Genomic DNA, 21,764 nt, shown 5'->3' on the forward strand with positions numbered 1-21,764 from the left:
CGGCAGCCACGCCGAGGGTGAAGGCCGGACACGAACCCCGATACTCTGAGATCAGATTCAGGGAGAGGGCCCGGACGACGATGGAACTGACTTCGCTTCTGCAGGGGACGCACAACGCCCGGGAACTCACCGGGTTGCCGGTCTCGGGAGGCGGGACCATCGCGTCCGGGCTCTTGTTCCGTGCCGATGCTCTCGCCGGACTGACCGACGATGGACTGCAGGCTCTGACGGATCTCGGCATCGGCACCGTGATCGATCTGCGTACGGATGCCGAGCGATCCCGTGCAGCCGACCGTCTCCCCGCGGACGGCAGCGTGACGCTTCTGCCGTTGCCCATGCAGGGCGGAGCGATGGACGAGATGGTGAAGCATCTGCTCCCTGCGGCCGGAAGCAAGAGCCTGTCGGTGACCCAGGTCGCCCAGCTCCTGAAGCAGGTGCCGACCCTGGAGGAGCTGTACATCGCGATCCTCACGGACAGCGCCGCGCAGTTCGCGACCGTGGCGCGCACGGTGCTCGACGCTGCGCGCACCCCCCGCCCCGGCGTCCTGTTCCACTGCACCGCGGGCAAGGATCGGACGGGTCTCGCTGCGGCGATCCTGCTCTCCGTCGCAGGCGTGCCGCGTGAGGCGATCGTCGGCGACTACACGGAGACCGAGAAGAACCTTGCGCTCGGATTCGCGGAAGCACTCACCGGCCTCATCACCTCGCTCGGCGTTCCCCTGACCCCCGGACTCAAGACGCTGGCGACCGAATCACCCGCCTCGGCCATCGAGGCGGCGCTGGACTGGATCGACGCGACTCACGGTGACGCCGCGGGCTACCTCCGCAGCGGCGGTCTGACGGACGACGAGGTCGCCGACCTGCGGCGGGTGCTACGCGGCGAGTAGTCCCGCCCCCGTATCTCCCCGCATCACCGGAGCCGTCGCTACGCTGATCGCATGACTGAGGAGCGCTCCCCCTCGCTGCACCCGCTGCCGGCGTTCGCGCGGCGGATCCCCGCGACGCTGACGATGGTGGTGCTGATCCTCGCCGTCGGGGTCATCTGGCGCGGCCTGTGGACACCGTTCGAGGACAGCGACCTGTTCCCTACCGTCGCCTACGGATTGCCCAATCTCGCCGAGGGGAAGTGGTGGACGCCGCTGACGGGCACGTTCTTCGTGAACCAGCCGTGGGTCTACGTGTTCACGATCGCCGGGTTCTGGGGCATGGCCTACCTGGAGTTCCGGCGCGGAACGCGCGTCGCCATCGCGTACTACGCGGTCGGCCAGCTGTTCGCGATCTTCGCCACCGCCCTGGTGCTCCTCGTGCTCTCCTCGTTCCCGTGGGCGTGGGCGACCACGCAGGCACAGGCGCTCGATGTCGGGGCCTCCGGAGGCACCATGGCCTGCATCGCTGCGGCGGTGGGCCTGTTCCGGCCACCGTGGCGGGTGCGCGGGTGGCTCATCCTGCTCGGCTTCGTCTTCATCGCGATGCTGTTCTGGGGCAAGCTCGCCGACCTCGAGCATCTGCTCGCCGTGCTGCTGATCCTCGTGGTGGATCGCACCCTGCGCGTGCGTCACACGACCGTCCGCGAGCAGAGGCTGATCGCGGTGATGGCGATCCTCGTGCTCGGTGCGGTCGAGATCATCACCACCCTCCTGCCGACCGACGGTCCGTTCGGTCCGACCGAGCCCGCCTCGGGCGGCTTCATCGACCTCGCCATCGACCTGGTCGTGATCCTGGTGCTCGTGAACGGGCTGCGTCGCGGACGACGCTGGACCTGGGTGCTCGCCCTCCTGCTCGGGATCCTCAACATCGTCACGGCCGCGCTCGTGCTGACGCTGATCACCGTCTTCAGCCAGGCCCAGGTCGACGTCCGCTGGGACGGCGAGACCGAGCTCGCCCTCGCGAACGGCTTCCTCTGGCTGATCATGCTCGTGTACCTGATCTGGGTACGCCGCGCGTTCCATGCCCGTCGGAAGTCGAAGCTCGGCATGCAGCCCTCCCCCACCGCGGACGACATGAAGCACGAACTGCGCACGCACGGCGGCGGCACCCTCTCGTGGATGACGACCTGGGACGGCAACAGCTACGCGCGTGTGCCCGGCGGCATCGTGGCGTACCAAAGGCGCAACGGCGTCGCGCTCGCGCTCGCCGACCCGATCGGCCCGGCGCATGCCCGTGCCGAGGCGGTGCAGGAGTTCATCCGCACGGCGGAGCTCGCCGGTCTCGTCCCGTGCTTCTTCAGCGCGGACGAGGCCACCCGCGCCGCGGTCCCCTCGACCTGGCGGAGCATCGTCGTCGCGGACGACACGATCGTCGATCTGCCGGGACTCGAGTTCACGGGAAAACGGTGGAACTCCGTGCGCACCTCGCTCAACAAGGCCGGGCGCGAGGACATGACCTTCCGGATGACCCACTTCAAGGCGGAACCGTGGGGGGTGCAGCAGCAGCTGCGGGCGATCTCGGAGGCATGGGTCGGCGACAAGGATCTGCCCGAGATGCGCTTCACCCTCGGCACGCTCGACGAGGCCGAGGATCCCGAAGTGCGGCTCGCCCTCGCGCTCGCCCCGAACGGCGACGTCGACGGCTTCCTCTCCTGGCTGCCCGTGTACGGCGACGACGGCGAAGTACGGGGCTGGACCCTCGACCTCATGCGCCGCCGCGAGGGCGGGTTCGGCCCGGTGATGGAGTTCCTGATCGGCTCCTCCGCCCGGCAGTTCTCCGACGAGGGCGCACAGATCATGTCACTCTCCGGAGCGCCCCTCGCCCACGACTATCCCCCGGATGCCGGTGTGATCGCCGCGCTGAGCGACCGCCTCGCTGAGGCCCTGGAACCGGTGTACGGCTTCGGTTCGCTGCACCGGTTCAAGCAGAAGTTCCATCCCCGCTACGAGACCATGTACCTGCTCTTCCGCGACGAGAGCGACCTCACCCGCATCGGCGGTGCCCTCACCAGGGCGTTCCTGCCGGATGCGACTCTGCGGCAGTTCGCCGGCGCGGGGCTCGAACTCGTCCGCGGCGGCGGGAAGGACTGAGCCCGTGCTCGATGAAGGCCGCCTCCGCTCCATGGCCGACGACCTGGGCCGCGTCCCCGGCGTGCGCGCGGTCGCGCTGGGCGGGAGCCGCGCCCGCGGGACCCATCGCCCGGACTCCGACATCGACCTGGGACTGTACGTGGATGCGGACGTCGACCGCGCCGGTATCGCCCGCGTCGCGAGCAGCTGGACGGGCGAACACGTCGAGGTCGCCGAGCGCGGCGGATGGGGCCCCTGGGTCGACGGCGGTGCCTGGCTGATCGTGGACGGCGTGCCCGTGGACCTCATCCTCCGAGACGTGGAGCGGGTGACGGAGCAGTGCGCCCGCGCCGTCCGGGGCCAGTTCGCCTTCCATCCCCAGCCCGGGCACCCGCTCGGCTTCCTCGACGTCGCCTACGCGGGTGAGGTCGCGACGAGTGTGCCGCTGCGTGATCCGGACGGGCTGCTGGTCACTCTCGCGCGCGGGGTGACCCCGTACCCCGACGCGCTGCGGGAGGCGCTCCTCGCGAACCTCTGGCAGGTCGATTTCCTGCTGAATGCCGCGGTGAAGGGCGCGAAGGCCGGCGATGTCGCCTACGTGTCGCTGTGCGGCACCACGACGACCATGCTCACCGCGCACGGGTGGCATGCTGCCGCCGGCACCTGGGTCACGAACGAGAAGGGTCTCGTCCCGAACGTGGCCCGCCTTCCGATCGACACCGGCGGGTTCAGCGCGGCCGCAGCTGCCGCTCTCGGGAATCTGGGCTCCTCCGCCGAGGAGTTGCTCGCGGCGGTCGGCCGGTTGCGGGAGCTCCCGCGCCCCGGCGGCTCTGCAGCCGGCTGACCGGCAGAGGGGCGGTCACCCCCGGGCGCGCTCCTCGAGGTAGCGCTTCTCGACCTCATTGGCGGAACTCGCGGCGGCCTCCGCGAAGCCGGCCCGCGCCGCCGCATGCTCGCCGACCTCATCGAGCAGGTGCGCACGCACGATCCGCGCCCTGCTGGCCGTCAGCGGATCGGAGGACAGCGCGTGCTTCCGGTCGAGCTCGTCGAGCAGGGCCAGCCCCCGCCGCGCGCCGAAGGCACGGGAGACGGCGACCACACGACTGAGCCGGACGACGCCGGTCGGTTCGAGCCGTTCGAGCCAGAGGTAGAGCGCGGCGATCTGCGGCCAGTCCGTGTCGGCCGCGGTCGCGGCGTTCACGTGCACCGCACTGATCGCCGCTTGGAGCTGGAACGGACCGACCTGGCCCCGCTCCCACACGGCCTCGATCAGCCGCGACCCCTCCTCGATGAGCGTGCGATCCCAGGACGCCCGATCCTGATCGTCGAGCACGACCAGGACGTCGTCGATCTCGCGGGCCTCCCTTCGCGCCTCGGTCAGGAGCATGAAGGCGAGGAGCCCCTGCGCCTCCGGATCGTCGTCGCGTGCGGCCACGAGCATGCGAGCGAGACGGATCGCCTCGCTCGTCAGATCGACGCGGACGAGCGAGGGGCCCGCCGTCGCCGTGTACCCCTCGTTGAAGATGAGATAGAGGACGCGCTCGACCGCGGTGAGACGGGCATCGAGGTCATCGACACCGGCGAGCTCGAAGCGCGCACCCGCCCTGCGCAGTGTCTGCTTCGCCCGGCTGATCCGGGTGGCCATGGTCGCTTCCGGTACTCCGTAGGCGTGTGCGATCTCTGCGGTCGTCAAGCCGCCGACCGCGCGCAGGGTGAGCGCGATCTGCGACGACCCGGTCAGCGCGGGATGGCAGCACAGCACCAGCAGCTCGAGGCTGTCGTCTCGCGCGACGGGCGTGACGAACGCTCCGGCGACGTCACGGCGACGGGGATCGGACGCCAGCCACTCGTACTCGCGACGCCGATCCGCGTCCTCCGCGCGCAGGAGATCGATCAGCTTGCGGTAGCCCACCCGGATCAGCCAACCCCGCGGTTCCGCGGGGATGGCCTCGGCCTGCCACGTCCCGTGCGCTGCCAGCAGCGCCTCCTGCGTCGCATCCTCCGCCAGATCGAAACGTCCGAACCGACGGACCAGGGCACCGAGGACCTGCGGCGCCTCCTGTCGAAGGATCTCCTCGATCCGCCGACGGACGGTCGGTGACGTCACGCGAAGTCGTCACCCATGATCGGGCGGATCTCCATCGGCTCCCCGAGGACCGACACCATCTCCGCGACGATCTCCCGCGCCCGCTCGATGCCCGTGCACTCGATCACGGCGAAGCTCGCGAGCACCTCCTTCAGCTCGGCGAACGGACCGTCGGTCGCGACCGCACCCGATCCGGTCGGACGCACGGTGGTGGTCACGGCGGGATGCCCCAGCCCCTCGCTGAGGACGAACTCGCCCGAAGCGCGCAGCGACTCCTCGAAACGCTGATAGGCCGCGAAGGCATCCAGCGCCTCCTGGCTCGGGGTATCCGCCGTCTCGGCGTCCCAGGCGTCGGCGGGTGTATAGCTCAGCAGCAGGAACTTCACTGTTCTCCTCCGGGGTCTCATGTCATCCGATGATGTCCGATACGTCTCTCCCACCGTACGGGTCATGCCGACCGCCGCACCCGAAGCGCCATCACACTCACCCATCCGAAGGCCACAGCACCGGTGATCGCGATCTGGATGCTGGACTCGGTGGGCGACATCGGCAGCAGGAGCACGACGGCGACCACCCCGTGACCGACCGCCGCTGCCCCATGACGCGCGCGGATCTCGCGGATCAGGAGTGTGATGGCGGCACCCGCGAGCGCGAGGAACGACAGCGCTGCGGCGGAGGTGTGCACGATCGAATGCCACGACATCGCGACGACGCCCTCCGGGGCGCCGACCGGGAATCCGTTCTGCGGATCCATCGGGAAGAGCCCGGCGAGGAGGAACGCCGCGCCGAAGATCCCGACGAAGATCGGTACCAGGCGTCGTCCGATGCCCTCGGTCCGCACCCGCCGGTAGGCGATGGCGAGCGCGATCCCGCCGAGGCCGGCGACGGCGAAGGTGAGCATCTGCACCCAGCCGACGGAGCCCGTCGCGAGTTGGCTCAGGGGATGGATGCGGATGTCGAAGCCCTCCCTGGCGATCCCCTGGATGATCGACGACGCATAGAACACAGGACCGGCGACAGCAGCGAACAGCAGCAGCCGTCGCGTCGACGCCTTTCGCGGCGGGCGGACCTGCTCCGGAGCGGGCGCGGAATGGGTGGTCATGGTGGTTTCCTCTCCGATGCCCCGGGCGGCGCATCTGAAGACACCACGGTGCCGACCCGCAGATCTCGACATCCTCGCCGAGGACTTCTCGCCCACCGCCGTGTCGAGATTCCGAAGTCGGCTCCGTCGTGTCTGTGAGCGCGGCATCCGCCGGGCCGATTTCGAACAGGAGAGAATCATGACGGACCAGACGCAGACCGACAGCACACAGCTCGGCGACGATGAGGTCATGGGCGAGCAACCCCAGCCCGATCCCCGGCTGCGCGCCCTCGACCGGCTCGTCGGCGAGTGGGTGGTCGAGGGCGGGGCCCCCGGCACCGTGCGCTACGAGTGGATGCCCGGTGGGTACTTCCTCCTCCAGCACGTCGACCTCGAGCAGTTCGGCCAGCGGATCACCGGATTCGAGGTGATCGGCAACCTGCACCCGTTCGGCGAACCCGTCGGCGAGGACGTCGTCTCCCGCTTCTACGACTCGCTCGGCAACACCCTCGACTATGTGTACGAGCTCGAGGGCGACACGCTCACGATCTGGGGCGGGGTCAAGGGGAGCCCGGCGTACTTCCGCGGGACGTTCACGGCGGACGACCGGGTCATGGCCGGCGAGTGGGTCTATCCCGGTGGTGGCGGCTACCCCTCGACGATGACCAGGAAGTGAGCGCAGGCGTTCCCGTCGCACTTTCGATGGCTATCGGGCCGTTTGCGGGCAAAGTGCGACGGGAGCGCGGAAAGGAACCGCGCAGGTCGCTCCGCGCTCAGGAGTCGCGAGGGGGTCGACGCAGGTTCTTGGTCTCGGTGCGGCGCTGCTTCGCCTTCAGCCGACGCTCCTTCGAACCGCGAGTGGGTGCGGTCGGGCGACGCGGAGGAGCCGGCGGGCGCAGCGCCTCGGCCACCAGCGCGACGAGCCGATCCCGCGCGGCGTCTCGATTGCGCAGCTGTGCACGGTGCTCGGATGCCGCGATCGTGAGCACCCCGTCGACCAGACGCCCGCTGAGCCGGTCGAGCAGCCGATTCCGCTGATGCGGGGAGAGCACCGCCGAGTTCGCCGCATCCCAGACGAGCTCCGCCCGCGAATCCGCGGTGTTGACACCCTGCCCGCCGGGTCCCGACGACCGCGAGAAGCGCCACGACAGCTCGGACTCGGGGATGGTGAGGCCCGACGAGACCCGCAGACCGGGCGATGGGCAGAAGGCATACCTCCATCATCGGCCCTTGCGAGGCCGCACTCGACGACGACCGCTGTCCGGTTGCTCTGCGGCACCCCCGTCCGCCAGTGTGGAAGCACACCGACCCGTCCTGCTCACCGAGAGACCCTTCGTGTCTGCCCCCGTCTCGCCCCTCACCAGCCCCACACCGCGACGCCTGCAGGGCGGCCGCACGGGGTCGCTCGAACTCGCCCTGATGGTCGTCGCCGTCTTCACGGCCCTGCTCGGAATCATCGTGATCGCCGTCGGCTCCGAGCAGAGTGGCGAGCCGTTCGCCGTGCTGGCTTTCGTCGCACTCGCGTGGATCTGGGCGGGCGCGGGGATCTGCGCGTGGTGGCGGCGGCCGACCAACGGCATCGGTGGTCTGCTCCTGGTCGGTTCCCTTTCGATCTTCCTCATGAGCACCGGCGTTCTCGGCCCTCCCTCGATGAACTGGCTCAACGCGATCTTCGCGACGACACCGCTCGGCGTGGCGATCCATCTGCTGCTCGCGTTCCCTTCCGGGCGCGTCCGTGGCCGACTCTCGGCGACCGCGGTCGTGCTCGGCTACGTGACCTGCATCGTCTTCGACACGGCACGTGCGCTCACGACCGGCACCCCGGCGTTCGAACCGCTGTCATTCGTGCAGAGCGTGCTCGGCGTCACGGCCATGGCCATGACCGCGGTGGTGCTCGCCCAGCGCTTGCGGTCCGCGGATGCGGCGCATCGGCGACGCCTGCTCCCTCTCTACACGTACGGACTTCTCGCGGTGATCTGCCTGCCGCTCATCCCGAACGTCCTGTTGCCGATGGGACTCGACTTCGACATCGTCATCTCCTTGCAGTGCGTGCTTCTCGCGGGGCTGCCGATCGCGTTCCTCTTCGGGGTCCTCCGCGGCGGTTTCTCCCGCACGGCTCCCCTCGAAGCACTGAGCGAATGGCTTGCGATCCGAGGAGCGAGCCGTCCGGCCGTCGCGCAGGCGCTGGCGACGACGGTCGGGGATGACACCCTGCGGGTCTCCTACTGGGATGCCGCGAAAGGACAGTATGTCGACGAACGCGGTGAGCAGGTGCGCCGTGACCAGCTGCTCTCCGACCGCGACCGCGCATGGCTTCAGGTGAGAGTGGATGACGACGTCGTCGGGGCGGTCGACTACGACGCCCGGATGATCGCCGAGCCAGGACCCGTGCGTCGCGCCGCCGAGGTCCTCGCCATCGCCCTCGATCGCGAACGCCTGACCACGCAGCTCCTCGTCAGCAACGAAGCTCTCAGCCGGTCGCGGGTCCGCCTCGTCGAAGCAGCCGACCGTGAACGCTCGCGCATCGCGCGCGATCTGCACGACGGGTTGCAGATGCAGCTCGTCCTCCTCGCCATCGAAGCACAGACCATCGCGAACACAGCAGGCGGATCCGCCGTGACCGGTGACATCGAGAAGCTGCGTCGGGGGATCGACCTCGCCGCCGCCGACCTGCGTCGCCTCGTCCACGACGTGCTTCCGGCCGCCCTGCTCGAGCGGGGTCTCCTCGCCGCCACCGAAGACCTGATGGACCGGTTGTCGGTGCCGACGACGCTCGAGGCGGACGTCGACGAGACGATGATCTCGACGTCCACCGCCCACACCGCGTACTTCATCATCGCGGAGGCCTTGGCCAACACCGTCAAGCACGCCGGAGCCTCCCGGGTCCGCATCGCCCTGACACAGCGCGACGGGCGGATCTCGCTCGACGTGGAGGATGACGGGGTCGGCGGCGCGCGGATCGGCGCAGGAGCGGGCCTGCGCGGCCTCGCCGACCGGGTGGACGCGCTCAGCGGCACGATCTCGATCCGCTCGGAGCCGTTGCGCGGCACCCGCGTCCGCGTGGAGCTGCCATGCGCGTCGTGATCGGCGAGGACGAAGTGCTGCTGCGCACCGGCATCGCCCACATCCTCTCGAACGACGGGTTCGATGTGCTCGCCACCGTCGGCGACGCGTTCCACCTCGAACAGGAGGTGGAACGACACCGCCCCGACCTCGTCCTCACCGACATCCGGATGCCGCCGACGCACACCGACGAGGGACTGCTCGCCGCCGTACGGATACGTCGCGCCCGTCCGAACCTCGGCGTGGTCGTGGTCTCCCAGCACGTGCAACGCCGGTACGCCACCGAGCTCCTCGAGGGCGGCGGCGGTTTCGGGTACCTGCTCAAACAACGGATCGCCGATGTCCACACGTTCACGGCCGATCTCCGTCGTGTCGCCGCCGGTGGCACCGCCCTCGATCCCGAGGTCGTCTCGGTGCTGGTGGCACGCGCGAGCCGCGGCGCATCGGCCGTCGCGCGTCTCACGCCGCGTCAGGTCGAAGTGCTCGAGTTGATGGCGCAGGGACGCAGCAACGCGGCCATCGCCGCACAACTCGTGTTGAGCGAGAAGGCCGTCGTGCAGCACACCTCCAGAATCTACGACGCGCTCGGCCTCCCCGTCGACGCGGACGATCATCGTCGCGTGCTCGCCGTCCTCCGCCATCTCCAGGCGGCGCCCCCGCCCGCGACCTGAGACACTGAGCGCGGGCGGACCGAACGGTCCCCTCCCTGCCAGGCCCCAGCCTCACCGGCGCGTTCCCCGGCGGCCATAGACCTGAGTCGCCATTCCGAAGAGGCGACCGGGGTCCATTGCTGCGGGCGCCGCTGTGCACCACAGTGGCTGGGGTGGGCCATCGCCCGCCGAATCTCACGCTGGGAGACCCATGACGCACCGCACCCGACGCCCGCTGCTCACGTCTGCGCGCACGCGCGCACGCACGCGGGCTCCCCGGACCGACGCTGACGGTGCCCGCGCGCGGGCCGTCACCGGTCTCGCCACAGTCGCGATCTTCGCCGTGCTGCTGGCGGGGTGCAGCGGGGCACCGACACCGGCAGCGAGCACCAGCGGCGGTTCCGAGACCTCCGGCACGCTCCGCCCCGCGGCGCCCGAGGGTACGCTGCCCGACGAGACGCAGACCGCGCTGCAGCAGATCGTCGACCAAGCGATGGCCGAGTACGCGGTGCCCGGCGCCGCCGTCGGCGTATGGATTCCGGGCGAGGGCTCGTGGACCTCGGCCTTCGGCCTCGCCGACATCGAGGGCGAGGTGCCGGTATCGCTCGACATGACCTGGCCCCTGCGAAGCGTCACCAAGACGTACACCGTGACCCTGATCCTCCAGCTCGTCGACGCGGGAGAGATCAGCCTCGACGACACGATCGACCAGTACGTCGACGGCATCACGAACGGTGACAGCATCACGATCCGCCAGCTCGCCGACATGTCGAGCGGCAACGCGGATTACACCACGACCGAGGGCTTCGGCGCGGCCTACAGCGCCGACGAGTCGACGATCTTCACCCTCGACCAGCTCAACGGATTCCTCGTCGACCAGCCTGCGCAGTTCGCACCGGGCACGCAGCGGATCTACACGAATGCGAACACCAACCTCCTCGGTGCGGTCGTCGAGCAGGTCGCAGGACAACCGTTCGAGGCGGCACTCGACGAGCGGATCCTGGAGCCGCTCGGACAGAACGGCACGCGGTACACCCTGGATGCCACGACGTGGACCGAGCATCCGCTCGGCTACGTGATGCTGGACGGCGAGCAGGTCGTGCAGAACGACAACCTGTCGATCTACGGACCGGCCGGGTCGATGGTGTCCACGCTCGACGACGCCCGTGTCTGGGCGGAAGCGCTGGGCTCCGGCCTCCTCCTCGAGCCCTCCACACAAGCCGAACGCCAAGACGGGGCACCCCTCGACCAGGGACCTCCCTACGATCGATACGCTCTGGGCATCGGTGAGACGAAGGGCTGGTGGGGGCACAACGGCGAGGGTTTGGGCTTCACCGCTGCGGTGTTCCACGACCCCGAGACGGGCACGAACGTCGCCGTGTTCATGAACGAATCGAACGTGGTTCCGAAGGCGCATCCTGCGGATCAGACGTTCCGCCGGATCGCCGATCTCCTCGCCGATCGGAACGCCGAATGAACGCGGCGGTCTTCCTCCGGCGCGGCGCCACGGTCGCGGCGGTGTCGGCACTCGTCCTCGCCGGCACGACCGCGTGCACCACGGAGGCCCCCACCGACCCCTGGGCCGTCGACGGCCTTCCGGACGCCGCGCTGGACGTGATGAACCAGGACCGGTACGAGCACGCCACCTGGTCGATCGCCGTGCACGACCTCGAGACCGGAGAGGTGCTCATCGATCTCGGCGCGGACCGGATGGTGGAGCCCGGCTCCTTCGCCAAGACCTACAGCGCCGGAGCCGCATGGCTCGAGTGGGGTCCTGACCACACCATCACGACACCGGTCAAGCGCACCGGCGAGGTCACGGCTGGTGTCCTCGCCGGCGATCTCGTGCTCGTGGGGATGGGCGACCTCACGATGGGTGGACGCACGAAGGACGACGGAGGCGTGGACTTCACGAACCTCGACCACAACGACGCGAACTTCCTCCCCGGCTCGACGCTCACGCCCCAGGATCCCCTCGCCGGGCTGAACGATCTCGCCGCGCAGGTGAAGGCGTCGGGCATCGATTCGGTCGTCGGTGACGTGGTGGTGGACGACCGTCTCTTCACGGGCACGCTCGGCGGGCAAGCGGTGACCCCGACCATCATCAACCAGAATCTGGTCGACGTGATGGTGCAGCCGACGGAGCCCGGAGAGCCGGCCGGCACGACGTTGACCCCCGCCGTCTCACCGTGGACCGTCACCTCGACCGTCAAGACCGTGGAGGCCGGGGGCACGACCGACATCACCATCGACGAGTCCTCGCACGACGGCGAAGTCGTCCTGTCGGGCACCATCGCGGCCGACAGCGAGCCGCAGCTCAAGGTCTATGCGTTCGACGACCCCGCCACCTTCGCACGCACGGCGTTCATCGAAGCCCTCGGGCGCGCCGACGTCGCGGTGGCCGCCGATCCGCTCGCCACGAACCCCGGGACGGGACTCGCCGAGCGCGCGGAGGTCGACACCATGCCGACGGTCGCGGAGCTGGAGTCGCTCCCCCTCGCGGAGGAGGTCACGTATGTCATGAAGATCAGCTACAACCGCGGTGCGCAGACGCTCATCTGCCGTCTCGCGGTGGAGCGCGGCGACTCGGAATGCGACGCGGGCATGCCGATCGCCGGCGAGATCTGGAAGGACGCCGGGCTCGACGTCACCGGAGCAGCGCTCATCGACGGCTCGGGTCTCGAGGGGAACTACGTGACACCGGCGAATGCCCTGCAGATCCAGACGTTGATGGCCCAGCGCCCCGACGCCGAGCGCTGGAAGGCCACGCTGCCGGTGCTCGGCGTCGACGGCTCGCTCGCGATGGTCGAGGCCGACGGTCCGGCCGCCGGCAAGGTGTTCGCGAAGACCGGCACCCTCCTCAACTGGGACGCCTTCAACCAGCGCTTCCGACTCGCCACCAAGACACTCGGCGGCGTCATGGAAACGGCGTCCGGACGCGACCTCGCTTTCACGATCATCGTCACCCAGGGGTTCTTCGACGACCTGGACGGCATCCTCGACGCGAATGACGACGTCGGCGCCGTGACCGCGATCATCCAGCAGGCCTTCTGACGTCGCGCGGTCGTTCCCGACGGATGGGGGTGCTCACTGCACGACGAGCTCGGTCCCCTGACCCGCGTCGACGACGACCCCGATGTACGAGGGCACGGTCTTGGCGATCTCCTCCTGAAGGTCGTCCAGCGGCGGAGTCGAGCCGTCCGGGGTGGTGAGGGAGACCGTGGCCGTCAGCCCGCTCCACTGCACCGGCCCGTGGATGTGCCCGCCGCTCTCGTCTCCGAGCCAGTCGGCCGTCACATTCCGGATGCTGACCGACCAGCGGGCGACCGCGATCGAGGCGATCGAGTTCGCCGCCAGCGGGAGAGCGATGATCAGGGCCAGCGTCACGACGATCGCATAGGCCCGGCGCCGATCGGCGGTGGGCGATGACCCGGGGTCCCGCGCGTACCCTGCCACCGTGAACACGATGCTGCCCGCGATCACCAGCGCGAACACGTTCGAGAGGAAGAGGACGAGAGCACCGAGCGCCTCGGGCCACTGCCCCTGCCCCGCGCACACGCCGACCACGCCGAGCGGCGGCACGAGGGAGATCGCGATCGCGACGCCCGGCATCACCGCGCTCAGGTCCTTGCGGCACATCGCGAATCCGCCGGCGAACCCGGTCGCCAGCGCGGCCATCAGATCCATCAGGCTCGGCGAGGTGCGTCCGATCACCTGCGAGTTGGTGGACAGGCTCTCCGGGGTCGCGACGAAGACCGCGAACACCAATCCGAGCGCGATGACGATGACGACCCCGCTGAGGACCCACAGGATTGACGAGAGGACCCTCCGCGGATGGCCGGTGACGATCCCCCAGGCGATGCCGAGGATCGGTGTGCCCAGCGGGGCGATGATCATCGCCCCGATCACGGTCGCCGTCGAGTCGGTCAGCACTCCCGCGATCGCGATCACGCCGGAGAGCGTGAGCATGATGAGGAATCCCGTCCGCTTGCTGAGGGCGTCTCCGGCGCCCAGGTTCAGCGCATCGTCCAGGGCCTCGGCTGACAGCCGCTGCGACGGCGGGATCAGAGTCTGCGTCAGTCTCGACATGCCGCGGACCCCGTCTCCGCGCCTCGTGTTCTCGTCATGACCGAAAGCTAGGCACGCGGACCCCTGCGCGCAAGATCCCCTCGCCCGCACGGGAGGAGGAGTGGCGGACCGTCAGGAAGAAGTGGACGCGACGGCGGGAGTCGAACCCGCAACGCCGTCAGGTATGAGCTGAGGCCCGGGACCACCCGGATCGCCGCGATGCGAACGACGTTACCCGGCCGTGATCTTCCTCGCTAGAACCGTTTCCTGGGATGACGCTCCGAGTCTTCGGATGACCGGCCCGTCACTCGAGTTCATCCGGCGCAGCGGCGTCGAGGGCGCGCAGCAGCCGTCCGACGGCCTCGCGCAGCTCGCTGCGATGCGGCTCGGACAGCGCCACCGTGTACTCGACCCCCTCGGGGATCCAGAGCAGTCCATACATGGCCTCCCGCCAATCGGAGCCGCCGACCGGCCAGTGCGTGCGGTCGTCGCCCACGGGCGTCGCCCCCTCCCACCACGGCCCGAAACGCTCCTGCACCTCGGCGAGCGGCAGCTCCATCACGGCCGCTGCCGTGACGTTCTGCGGCGACCAGGACGCCGCCACGAGCACGCGCTCTTCGATCTCCTGTTCGGTGATCTCGTGCCGGCTGAACAGCACGCGGGTGTGCTCGACCGACACGATGCGGTCCACTCGGAAAGTGCGCCAATCGTCACGATCGAGATCCCAACACAGCAGGAACCACTTGCGGCCGGCCGGTGCGAGAGCATGTGGCTCGACCCGGCGGACGCTCTCCTGCCCTTCCCCGTCCACGTAGCGCAGCCGCAACCGTTCTGTGTCGCGCGTGGCGAGGGCGATCTCTCCGAGCACCTCCGGCGAGACCACCGGAGCATCGCCGATACGGGGCGCCTGCACCGACGCGGCGAGCGCGTTGACCCGCTGTCGCAATGCCGAAGGCAGCACCTGTTCGAGCTTCGCGAGCGCCGTGAGCGTGACATCCGGCCCCCCGACCAGCTGCTGAGTGGCAGCCACCCGCAGCCCGATGGCCATGGTCACCGCCTCATCGTCGTTGAGCAGCAGTGGCGGCACGGCGCTCCCGGCCTCCAATCGATAACCACCCGCAGCCCCGGGCGTCGACTCCACCCGGTAACCGAGCTCCCGCAGACGATCGACGTCGCGACGCACCGTGCGCTCGGTGACGCCCAGGCGTGTCGCGAGCTCGGCTCCCGGCCAATGTCTGTGCGTCTGCAGCAGATTGAGCAGAGCGAGGGCGCGGGTGGTCGTGTCGGTCATGCGTCACAGATTGCCAGACAACGAGGACGAGATCTGTCCGCATTTCTTTCTACGCTCCCCCTCATGAACGAATCCCTCATCGAGACCGAAGGCCTGACCAAGGTCTTCACCGTCAAGAAGACACCGGTGCACGCGGTGACCGATGTCTCCTTCACCGCCGTGCGCGGCGAGCTCGTCGCCTTCCTCGGCCCGAACGGCGCAGGCAAATCGACCACCCTCCGGATGCTGACCACTCTGATCCCGCCGACCTCCGGTCGCGCGACGATCGTCGGACACGACATCCGCACGGACGCAGCCGGGGTGCGCGCGCGCATCGGCTACGTCGGGCAGCTGACGAGCGGCAGCTTCTCACAACGCGTTCGGGATGAGCTGCTGAGCCAGGGCGCGTTCTACGGGATGACTCGCCGGGACAGCGCACGGCGGGCGAGCGAGCTCATCGAATCGCTCGATCTCACCTCTTTCGCGAACCGCAGCGTGCAGCAACTCAGCGGCGGGCAGAAGCGTCGACTCGACATCGCGCTGGGGCTCATGCACGCTCCGCCCCTGATCTTCCTCGACGAGCCCTCCACCGGACTCGACCCGCAGAGCAGGGCCAACCTCTGGGAGCACATCCTCGACCTGCGCACCCAGCACGGCACAACCGTCTTCCTCACCACGCACTACTTGGAGGAGGCCGACCGTTACGCCGAACGAGTGATGGTCATGGACAAGGGCCGCATCATCGCGGACGACGACGCCACCTCCCTCAAGGCGAAGCTCGCCGGAGACGTGCTGACGTTCGGATTCGCGGATGCTGCCGACGCGGCGAGCGCGCGGGGCGTGGTCGCTCGTCTCAGCGCGGCTGAGGTCACGGTCGAAGACTCCGAGATCTCGCTCGCGGTCCCGGCGGGCGACAGGCTGCTCCCGGTGGTCGTGCGAGAACTCGACGCCGCCGGCATCACCGTCCATCGGGCGACCGGAGTGCCACCCACCCTCGACGACGTGTTCCTCGCTCTCACCGGACGCACCCTGCGCGAGGCCGGAGAGGGCGCCGAGGCCGCCGTCGACTCGCCCGATCCCGCACCCTCCCTCTCGGGGAACGACATGACAGGAGTCCACTCATGACCGACAACGACACACGCGTGCGCCCGAACCTCGCGCGCGACACCGGCAATGTGCTGAGCCGGGAGCTCAAGCCCGTTCTGCGCGACCCGTTCACGCTGATCTTCAGCCTCTTGCAGCCGCTCATCTTCCTGGGACTGTTCGCCCCGCTGTTGATCGGCGACTCCGGGCGACCGGCCGGCGAGACCCTGGCCTGGTTCGTGCCGGGCGTGCTAGTGATGATCGTGCTGTTCGGCACCGGGTCCACAGGATCGAACCTGCAGTACGAGATGATGACCGGCTCGCACGAGCGCACACTGGTCGCCCCGCTCGCCCGCTCCTCGCTGCTGATCGGCCGTGCACTCAAGGAGATCGCGCCCATCGTCGTGCAGGCACTCGTGATCGTCCTGATCGCGTGGCCCTTCGGATTCACGGTCGACGTCCCCGGCCTGCTCATCGGGCTGGCCTTGCTGGCCGTGTTCGGGGTAGGCCTCGGCTCACTGTCGTACTCGCTCGCGCTGGCGACGAAGGACCGGGAGTGGCTCTTCTGGGGGGTGCAGCAATCGTTGATCTTCCCGCTCCTGATCCTGTCGGGGATGCTGTTGCCGCTGGACGCGGCGCCTGGATGGATGCGAGTGGTCGCCTCGTTCAACCCGGTGAACTGGGTCGTGCAGGCTGAGCGCGCACTCTTCGCAGGCGACCTCGGGGATGAGACAGTGATGTGGGGCTGGCTCTCGGCGCTCGCGGTCGCGGTCGTCGGACTGGCCGTCGGCGTACGCGCCATCCGTCGCAGCAGTTGACGCGAGTGCGAAACCCCGGACGCGGCGTCGGCCCGTCAGCATGTCGTCCCGCGACACACCGACAACCGCACGACGCGTCTGGGTTTCGGCAACGCCCTCGGATCAGGGACGATGAGGAGCATGCTCTGGCCCTTCGGATCGACCTGGCGCCCGGTGCGGTGGAGACGGCGCGACGCCCTCGAGCTGCGCTGGCTCTCGGCCCGCACGTGGACCCGCCGCTGGTACCCCCAGGGCGTCGACCTCGGCAGCTGGCGCGACCGCCCCACGATTGCCGTGAGCTGGTTCCGGCAGCGCCTTGACGGCGTCCATCTCGCCTCCCGCGTCACCCTCGTCGACCGGGAACGCGCGCGACACCTGGACATCATCCTCGCGGTCACCGGGGACGACGGCGAGCTCGAGCCGGCGCCGATCCACGCCGGTGGTCTCGCCTGGTTCGGGGATCGATTGTTCGTCGCGGCGACGGGACGCGGCATCTGGGAGTTCGATCTCTCCGACATCCGCCAGGTCCGCGGCGCCGACGCCCGACGACTCGCCGGAGCGCGCGCCCGTAGGAGCCGTGCCACCGCGCTCGTGGCCGTGCGCACCGCCGTGCATCCGGTCGCTCTGCGCTGCTCCTTCCTCGGCCGGGTGTTCGACGACGACGGCTCTCCCCTCCGACGCGTGCTCATCGGCGAGCACCGCACCGACGGCAGCGGCCGGATCGGCGAGTTCTCCATCCCCGAGGACCCTGAGGACGCCTTCCTCGAAACGGACCGCTTCGCCCCCGACATCGCCCGCATGCAGGGGGCGGTGCGGTGGGGCGACCGCTACTTCGTGTCACAGTCCGACCAGTTGCACCCCGGCGTGCTGTGGAGCGGTCCGCAGTCCGCGCTCACCCGAGATCGCGCGGCACTGCCGGTCGGCTGCGAGGACCTCGCACTCGACCTCGACGCCGAGCTGCTGTGGACGCTGGGCGAACACCCCTGGCGGCGCGTGGTGCGTGGCATCCCCTTCGCTCACCTGGGCATCGGCGACGGAGGCAAAGCACAGCGAACGTAGACTGAAGGGGTGAAGAAGCCCGCCCCTTTCCTCGTCTACACCGTGCTGCGGCTGCTGGCATTCCTGGTGCCGCTCGCCATCCTGTGGTTCTTCCTCCCGATCTTCCGCGAGTTCTGGTGGCTCGCGGCGATCTTCGCCGCCCTCATCGGGATGAGCATCTCGATGCTGTTCCTGCGCACGCCCCTCACCGACGTCTCCGCCCGCTTGCAGGAGCGTCGGGAGAGCCGCTCCTCCGGTGGTCAGGCCGACGCGGAGGCCGAGGACCGGGCCATCGACGATGCGAACGAATCCGTCGACGACGACCCGCGGGTCTGACTCTCGCGCGCCGGGTCAGCCGACGAACGCCCAGAAGAGAGCGCCCGCGTAGAGCAGCGCGGTGAGAGAGGTGAGCGCCAGCGCGGTCACCAGCTCCTTCGGCTGCCGGTACGACCAGACGATCGCGATGGCGGGGAGACCTGCGAGCAACGCCAGCAGCGAGATCCACGCGATCGGGAACAGCAGCGCCAGCACGGCCGCGATGCCGAACGGCACCAGGACGAACAGCGTGAACAGCACCTGGGTGGCCCGGCGCCCGATCAGCACGGTGAGCGTGCGCTTGCCGACCTCGCGGTCCTGATCGATGTCTCTCAGGTTGTTGGCCAGCAGGACGGCGCATGCGAACAGGCCGGCGGCGATCGCCCCGAGCCAGGCTTGCTGCGGCAGGTCGAACACCTGCACCCACGTGGTGCCGAGCGTCGCCACGAGCCCGAAGAACACGAACACGAAGACCTCGCCCAGGCCGTAATAGCCGTAGGGACGCTTGCCCCCGGTGTAGAACCACGCTGCGATGATGCACGCGGCACCGACGGCGAGCATCCACCACTGCCCCGTGCGGATCACGATCGCCAGCCCGACGGCTGCGGCGAGCGCGAAGAAGCCGAGACCGATGATCAGCACGGTGCGGGGCTTCACCCGTCCGGAGGCGGTGAGACGGGCCGGGCCGACGCGGTGGGCGTCCGTCCCGCGGATGCCGTCGCTGTAGTCGTTCGTGAAGTTCACGCCGATCTGCAGCAGCACCGCGACGGCGAGACAGGCGAGCGCGATGACCCAGTGGAACTCGGGACCGGTGCTGCGCGCCGCCCCCGTGCCGATGACCACCGGCGCGATCGCGAGCGGCAACGTGCGCAGCCGTGCAGCCCCGATCCAGTCGGATGCCGTCACCGGCCCCGCTTCGACGACCGGACGCTTCGCCGGGTTGCCGCTTCTGCGGGTCGGCGTGCGCTGGGCACTCGGGGCCTTCTTCTTGCGCTGGGAGGATGCTGCCACGCAGGGAATCCTACTGGCCGGGGCGATGCGCGGCCTGCGCGTGCGGAGGGATCAGGCGTTCGGATTGCTGTCCTTGCCGTCGAGCCACAGGGTGTCGGAGGCGTCCCCGTGGGCGCCGCCCTTGCCCACGTGCTTGTCGCTGATCTGTGGACCCTTCGTGATCACGTGCACGAGCGCCATCGCGTGGCCCTGTCCCAGCTGATAGTCCTCTTTGAGCCACGCGACGATGGGCGCGGCCTTGGTCGTCTGGTCGAAGCCCTTCTCCGTGGCGCGTTCGATGAACTGTCGCGGGGTGAGGCCGGTCTTGGTCTCGATGTTGTCGAGGTATGCCTGGAAGGACATGGGGTCTCCTACGGTGTGTCAGTCCTCGTCGAGGAACGTCTGGATGATGGTGGCGGAGGCGTGGATGCCGATGATCTTGAGAACCCCGTCACCCGCATTGATGAAGCGGTGCGGGGTGAAAGCGGGGCCGGTGACCGTGTCTCCGGCCTCGGCGACGAACGTCTCCTCGCCCACCGTGATCGAGGCGACGCCCTCGATCACGACCCAGGTCTCAGGATAGGGATGCCAGTGCAGCCCCGGCCCCTCGCCCGGCTGATTCTCGACGAAGAAGTACGACACTTCGGCGCCGTGTTCGACCCCGACGAATCGGCGGCTGCGACCCGAGCCGATGCGGATGTCGGCGCCGGCGACGACCGCCACGGGAAGAGATGTGCTGTTCATGATCCCAGTCTCGACAGCGAAGGACTCACCCCCTAGAGTTTCGATGTGCATCGAAACTCCGGTCCGATCGAGGGCATTGAGCATCCCGATCATCGGGTCGAGTTCCACCTCACCCCCGGCGACGTCGAGGCGGTGCGGTTCGGCATCTCGCCCGGTCACGAATTGGCTCACGCGGTACGTGTGCTGCGGCGTCCGGCCGCGCATCCGCTGCAGTGGGGATGGCTGCGGGCCGTTCGCGATCGTCTTCCGCGCGACGACTTCGCCCTGCTCACCACCGTGATCGGAGATGACGGCTACCTGCCCGACTTCCTGACCACCGCTCCACGGTGGGATCTGACGCCCGAGGTCGAGCTCGAGGAGCTGCGCGGCGCACCGCTCGAGCCGATGCGCGTCGACTTCGGGAAGATGGTGGTGCGTTCGACCGGCGCTCGACGACAGGCGCTGCGCGAGATGCAGGATCACCCCGAGCGCGCCCGCGGCCTCATCGCGGACGCCTGCGCCGCCGTCTGGGACGCGGCGCTCGCCCCGGTGTGGCCGCAGCTCGAACGCCTGCTGCGCGCCGACATCGCCGTCCGCACGCGCGCGATCGCGAGCACGGGCATCGCGGGGATGGCCGGCGACCTGCACCCTCAGGTGACCTGGGGTGCAGGTGCCGTCCGCGTCTCCCTCCGCCGTCACAGCGAGCAGGTCGACTGCCGGGGAAGCGGTCTCGTCCTGGTCCCCTCGGTCATGTCGTCGTGGGGGTGCATGGTGCTCACCGAGCCTCCCGCGCAACCCACCCTGTTCTACCCCGCCCGAGGCGTCACGGCCGGCTGGGCGCGGGACGCGACCGACATCGCCGATGCCCTCGGCGCGCTGCTGGGGCCGGCCCGCGCCGGCATCCTGCTTCGGGCCGGCACCGCGCGCACCACCTCCCAGGTCGCCCAGGAGGCCGACCTCGCGATCTCCACCGCCTCGCATCACCTCGCCGTGCTCCGAGGCGCCGGCCTGATCGCCAGCGAACGCGATGGCGCCAGGATGCAGCACCTGCGCACCCCGCTCGGCGAGGCGATGGTGGGTGCCGTGCTCTGAGTCGCGCGGCTACTCGGTCGAGCCCACCGGGATAATCGGCCGGTGCTCGTAGTAGGTCTGCAGCACCACGGTGGTGCGCGTGCTGACGTTCGCCGCGAGGCGCACGTCCCGCACGAGTTCCTCGAGCGCCCGCGGAGTCGGGACGCGGACGAACAGCATGTAGCTCGCATCGCCGGCGATGGAGTGGCAGGCCTCGATCGCGCCGAGGTGCTCGAGCATCTCGGGCGCGTTGTCGGGCTGAGCCGGATCGAGCGGCGTGATCTCGATGAAGGCGGAGAGCGGCGTGCCCACCTGCTCGGGGTCGAGGATCGCCCGATATCCGGAGATCACGCCGCGCGTCTCCAGCCTGCGCAGGCGGGACTGCACCGCCGAGACCGAGAGCCCGACGGCATCCGACAGCTGGGAGAGCGTGGCACGCCCGTCACGGGAGATCGCGGTCAGGATCGCGCGGTCGACAGAGTCATCCATAGCTGTAAGATTATCGTCAGGATTCCGTTTATGCAGGAATCTTT

The 21,764-nt window shown here is 69.3% G+C and carries 23 protein-coding genes and 1 pseudogene; 13 read left to right on the top strand and 11 right to left on the bottom strand.

What is annotated here, in order from left to right:
- Nucleotides 1-80: 80 nt before the first annotated feature.
- The 3 genes from E0W80_RS10505 to E0W80_RS10515 are packed head-to-tail and all read left to right on the top strand — an operon-like array spanning nucleotide 81 to nucleotide 3,840.
- Entirely contained in the window at nucleotides 81-887 is an 807-nt protein-coding gene (locus tag E0W80_RS10505) for a tyrosine-protein phosphatase (protein WP_131492394.1), read from the top strand.
- Nucleotides 888-938: 51 nt separating this feature from the next.
- A complete protein-coding gene (locus E0W80_RS10510; RefSeq protein ID WP_131492395.1) occupies nucleotides 939-3,017 on the top strand; it encodes a DUF2156 domain-containing protein in 2,079 nt (692 codons plus the stop codon).
- A 4-nt stretch (nucleotides 3,018-3,021) separates the two neighbouring features.
- Nucleotides 3,022-3,840 (top strand): nucleotidyltransferase domain-containing protein, encoded by an 819-nt coding sequence (locus E0W80_RS10515; protein ID WP_227991786.1) that lies wholly within the window; start codon nucleotides 3,022-3,024, stop codon nucleotides 3,838-3,840.
- Nucleotides 3,841-3,855: 15 nt separating this feature from the next.
- On the opposite strand, the gene E0W80_RS10520 is transcribed toward E0W80_RS10515, so the two are convergent.
- From E0W80_RS10520 to E0W80_RS10530, 3 genes are all read right to left on the bottom strand, one after another.
- The gene (locus tag E0W80_RS10520; protein ID WP_131492397.1) at nucleotides 3,856-5,103 is read right to left on the bottom strand and encodes a DUF6596 domain-containing protein; all 1,248 of its coding nucleotides are present in this window, start codon (nucleotides 5,101-5,103) and stop codon (nucleotides 3,856-3,858) included.
- The gene (locus E0W80_RS10525) at nucleotides 5,100-5,468 is read right to left on the bottom strand and encodes a YciI family protein (protein WP_131492398.1); all 369 of its coding nucleotides are present in this window, start codon (nucleotides 5,466-5,468) and stop codon (nucleotides 5,100-5,102) included. Before E0W80_RS10525 ends, E0W80_RS10520 begins: the two co-directional genes overlap by 4 nt.
- Before the next feature lie 62 nt (nucleotides 5,469-5,530).
- On the bottom strand, nucleotides 5,531-6,184 hold the full coding sequence (locus tag E0W80_RS10530) for a DUF998 domain-containing protein (protein ID WP_131492399.1): 654 nt from the start codon (nucleotides 6,182-6,184) through the stop codon (nucleotides 5,531-5,533).
- Nucleotides 6,185-6,362: 178 nt separating this feature from the next.
- Here E0W80_RS10530 and E0W80_RS10535 point away from each other — a divergent pair, with 178 nt between their 5' ends.
- Complete coding sequence (locus E0W80_RS10535; protein WP_165875439.1) at nucleotides 6,363-6,839, top strand: hypothetical protein; 477 nt, start codon at nucleotides 6,363-6,365, stop codon at nucleotides 6,837-6,839.
- A gap of 97 nt (nucleotides 6,840-6,936) precedes the next feature.
- Here E0W80_RS10535 and arfB read toward each other — a convergent pair whose 3' ends face one another.
- Nucleotides 6,937-7,353 carry an alternative ribosome rescue aminoacyl-tRNA hydrolase ArfB gene (gene arfB, locus E0W80_RS10540; protein ID WP_131492400.1) on the bottom strand — a complete coding sequence of 139 codons (417 nt, stop codon included), beginning with the start codon at nucleotides 7,351-7,353 and terminating at the stop codon, nucleotides 6,937-6,939.
- 145 nt (nucleotides 7,354-7,498) lie between these two features.
- Between arfB and E0W80_RS10545 the strand changes: the two genes are divergently transcribed.
- The 4 genes from E0W80_RS10545 to dacB all read left to right on the top strand — a co-directional run bounded on the left by E0W80_RS10545 (nucleotide 7,499) and on the right by dacB (nucleotide 12,930).
- Nucleotides 7,499-9,247, top strand: a complete 1,749-nt coding sequence (locus E0W80_RS10545; RefSeq protein ID WP_165875440.1) for an ATP-binding protein — start codon at nucleotides 7,499-7,501, stop codon at nucleotides 9,245-9,247.
- A complete protein-coding gene (locus tag E0W80_RS10550; RefSeq protein ID WP_131492402.1) occupies nucleotides 9,235-9,897 on the top strand; it encodes a response regulator transcription factor in 663 nt (220 codons plus the stop codon). The genes E0W80_RS10545 and E0W80_RS10550 overlap by 13 nt, the downstream gene beginning before the upstream one ends.
- A gap of 190 nt (nucleotides 9,898-10,087) precedes the next feature.
- Nucleotides 10,088-11,353, top strand: coding sequence for a serine hydrolase domain-containing protein (locus E0W80_RS10555; protein WP_131492403.1), 1,266 nt, complete (start codon nucleotides 10,088-10,090; stop codon nucleotides 11,351-11,353).
- The gene (gene dacB / locus E0W80_RS10560; RefSeq protein ID WP_131492404.1) at nucleotides 11,350-12,930 is read left to right on the top strand and encodes a D-alanyl-D-alanine carboxypeptidase/D-alanyl-D-alanine-endopeptidase; all 1,581 of its coding nucleotides are present in this window, start codon (nucleotides 11,350-11,352) and stop codon (nucleotides 12,928-12,930) included. The genes E0W80_RS10555 and dacB overlap by 4 nt, the downstream gene beginning before the upstream one ends.
- A 33-nt stretch (nucleotides 12,931-12,963) precedes the next feature.
- Here the strand turns inward: dacB and E0W80_RS10565 are convergent, their stop codons facing one another.
- The 3 genes and pseudogenes from E0W80_RS10565 to E0W80_RS10570 all read right to left on the bottom strand — a co-directional run bounded on the left by E0W80_RS10565 (nucleotide 12,964) and on the right by E0W80_RS10570 (nucleotide 15,235).
- Nucleotides 12,964-13,965: a TIGR00341 family protein gene (locus E0W80_RS10565; RefSeq protein WP_047520937.1), complete on the bottom strand. Its 1,002-nt coding sequence runs from the start codon at nucleotides 13,963-13,965 to the stop codon at nucleotides 12,964-12,966.
- 122 nt (nucleotides 13,966-14,087) lie between these two features.
- Nucleotides 14,088-14,163, bottom strand: a pseudogene (locus tag E0W80_RS19165).
- Nucleotides 14,164-14,248: 85 nt separating this feature from the next.
- A complete protein-coding gene (locus E0W80_RS10570; RefSeq protein WP_131492405.1) occupies nucleotides 14,249-15,235 on the bottom strand; it encodes a WYL domain-containing protein in 987 nt (328 codons plus the stop codon).
- Between the two features lie 63 nt (nucleotides 15,236-15,298).
- On the opposite strand from E0W80_RS10570, the gene E0W80_RS10575 reads away from it, so the two are divergent.
- From E0W80_RS10575 to E0W80_RS10590, 4 genes are all read left to right on the top strand, one after another.
- Complete coding sequence (locus tag E0W80_RS10575) at nucleotides 15,299-16,339, top strand: ATP-binding cassette domain-containing protein (protein WP_131492406.1); 1,041 nt, start codon at nucleotides 15,299-15,301, stop codon at nucleotides 16,337-16,339.
- Nucleotides 16,336-17,115, top strand: coding sequence for an ABC transporter permease (locus E0W80_RS10580; RefSeq protein ID WP_131492407.1), 780 nt, complete (start codon nucleotides 16,336-16,338; stop codon nucleotides 17,113-17,115). Before E0W80_RS10575 ends, E0W80_RS10580 begins: the two co-directional genes overlap by 4 nt.
- 120 nt (nucleotides 17,116-17,235) lie before the next feature.
- Entirely contained in the window at nucleotides 17,236-18,153 is a 918-nt protein-coding gene (locus E0W80_RS10585; protein WP_131492408.1) for a hypothetical protein, read from the top strand.
- 9 nt (nucleotides 18,154-18,162) lie between these two features.
- Nucleotides 18,163-18,468 carry a DUF4229 domain-containing protein gene (locus E0W80_RS10590; RefSeq protein ID WP_047520932.1) on the top strand — a complete coding sequence of 102 codons (306 nt, stop codon included), beginning with the start codon at nucleotides 18,163-18,165 and terminating at the stop codon, nucleotides 18,466-18,468.
- A 15-nt stretch (nucleotides 18,469-18,483) separates the two neighbouring features.
- Here the strand turns inward: E0W80_RS10590 and E0W80_RS10595 are convergent, their stop codons facing one another.
- The 3 genes from E0W80_RS10595 to E0W80_RS10605 are packed head-to-tail and all read right to left on the bottom strand — an operon-like array spanning nucleotide 18,484 to nucleotide 20,181.
- Nucleotides 18,484-19,458 carry a 1,4-dihydroxy-2-naphthoate polyprenyltransferase gene (locus E0W80_RS10595; RefSeq protein ID WP_131492409.1) on the bottom strand — a complete coding sequence of 325 codons (975 nt, stop codon included), beginning with the start codon at nucleotides 19,456-19,458 and terminating at the stop codon, nucleotides 18,484-18,486.
- 51 nt (nucleotides 19,459-19,509) lie between these two features.
- A complete protein-coding gene (locus E0W80_RS10600; RefSeq protein WP_047520928.1) occupies nucleotides 19,510-19,800 on the bottom strand; it encodes a DUF4287 domain-containing protein in 291 nt (96 codons plus the stop codon).
- A gap of 18 nt (nucleotides 19,801-19,818) precedes the next feature.
- Entirely contained in the window at nucleotides 19,819-20,181 is a 363-nt protein-coding gene (locus E0W80_RS10605) for a cupin domain-containing protein (RefSeq protein WP_131492410.1), read from the bottom strand.
- A gap of 45 nt (nucleotides 20,182-20,226) precedes the next feature.
- Here E0W80_RS10605 and E0W80_RS10610 point away from each other — a divergent pair, with 45 nt between their 5' ends.
- Complete coding sequence (locus E0W80_RS10610) at nucleotides 20,227-21,252, top strand: DUF5937 family protein (protein WP_131492411.1); 1,026 nt, start codon at nucleotides 20,227-20,229, stop codon at nucleotides 21,250-21,252.
- Nucleotides 21,253-21,261: 9 nt separating this feature from the next.
- Here the strand turns inward: E0W80_RS10610 and E0W80_RS10615 are convergent, their stop codons facing one another.
- Nucleotides 21,262-21,720 carry an Lrp/AsnC family transcriptional regulator gene (locus tag E0W80_RS10615; protein ID WP_047520924.1) on the bottom strand — a complete coding sequence of 153 codons (459 nt, stop codon included), beginning with the start codon at nucleotides 21,718-21,720 and terminating at the stop codon, nucleotides 21,262-21,264.
- Between the last annotated feature and the right edge of the window lie 44 nt (nucleotides 21,721-21,764).

This window comes from Microbacterium sp. PI-1 (assembly GCF_004337555.1).
GTDB lineage: Bacteria > Actinomycetota > Actinomycetes > Actinomycetales > Microbacteriaceae > Microbacterium > Microbacterium aurugineum.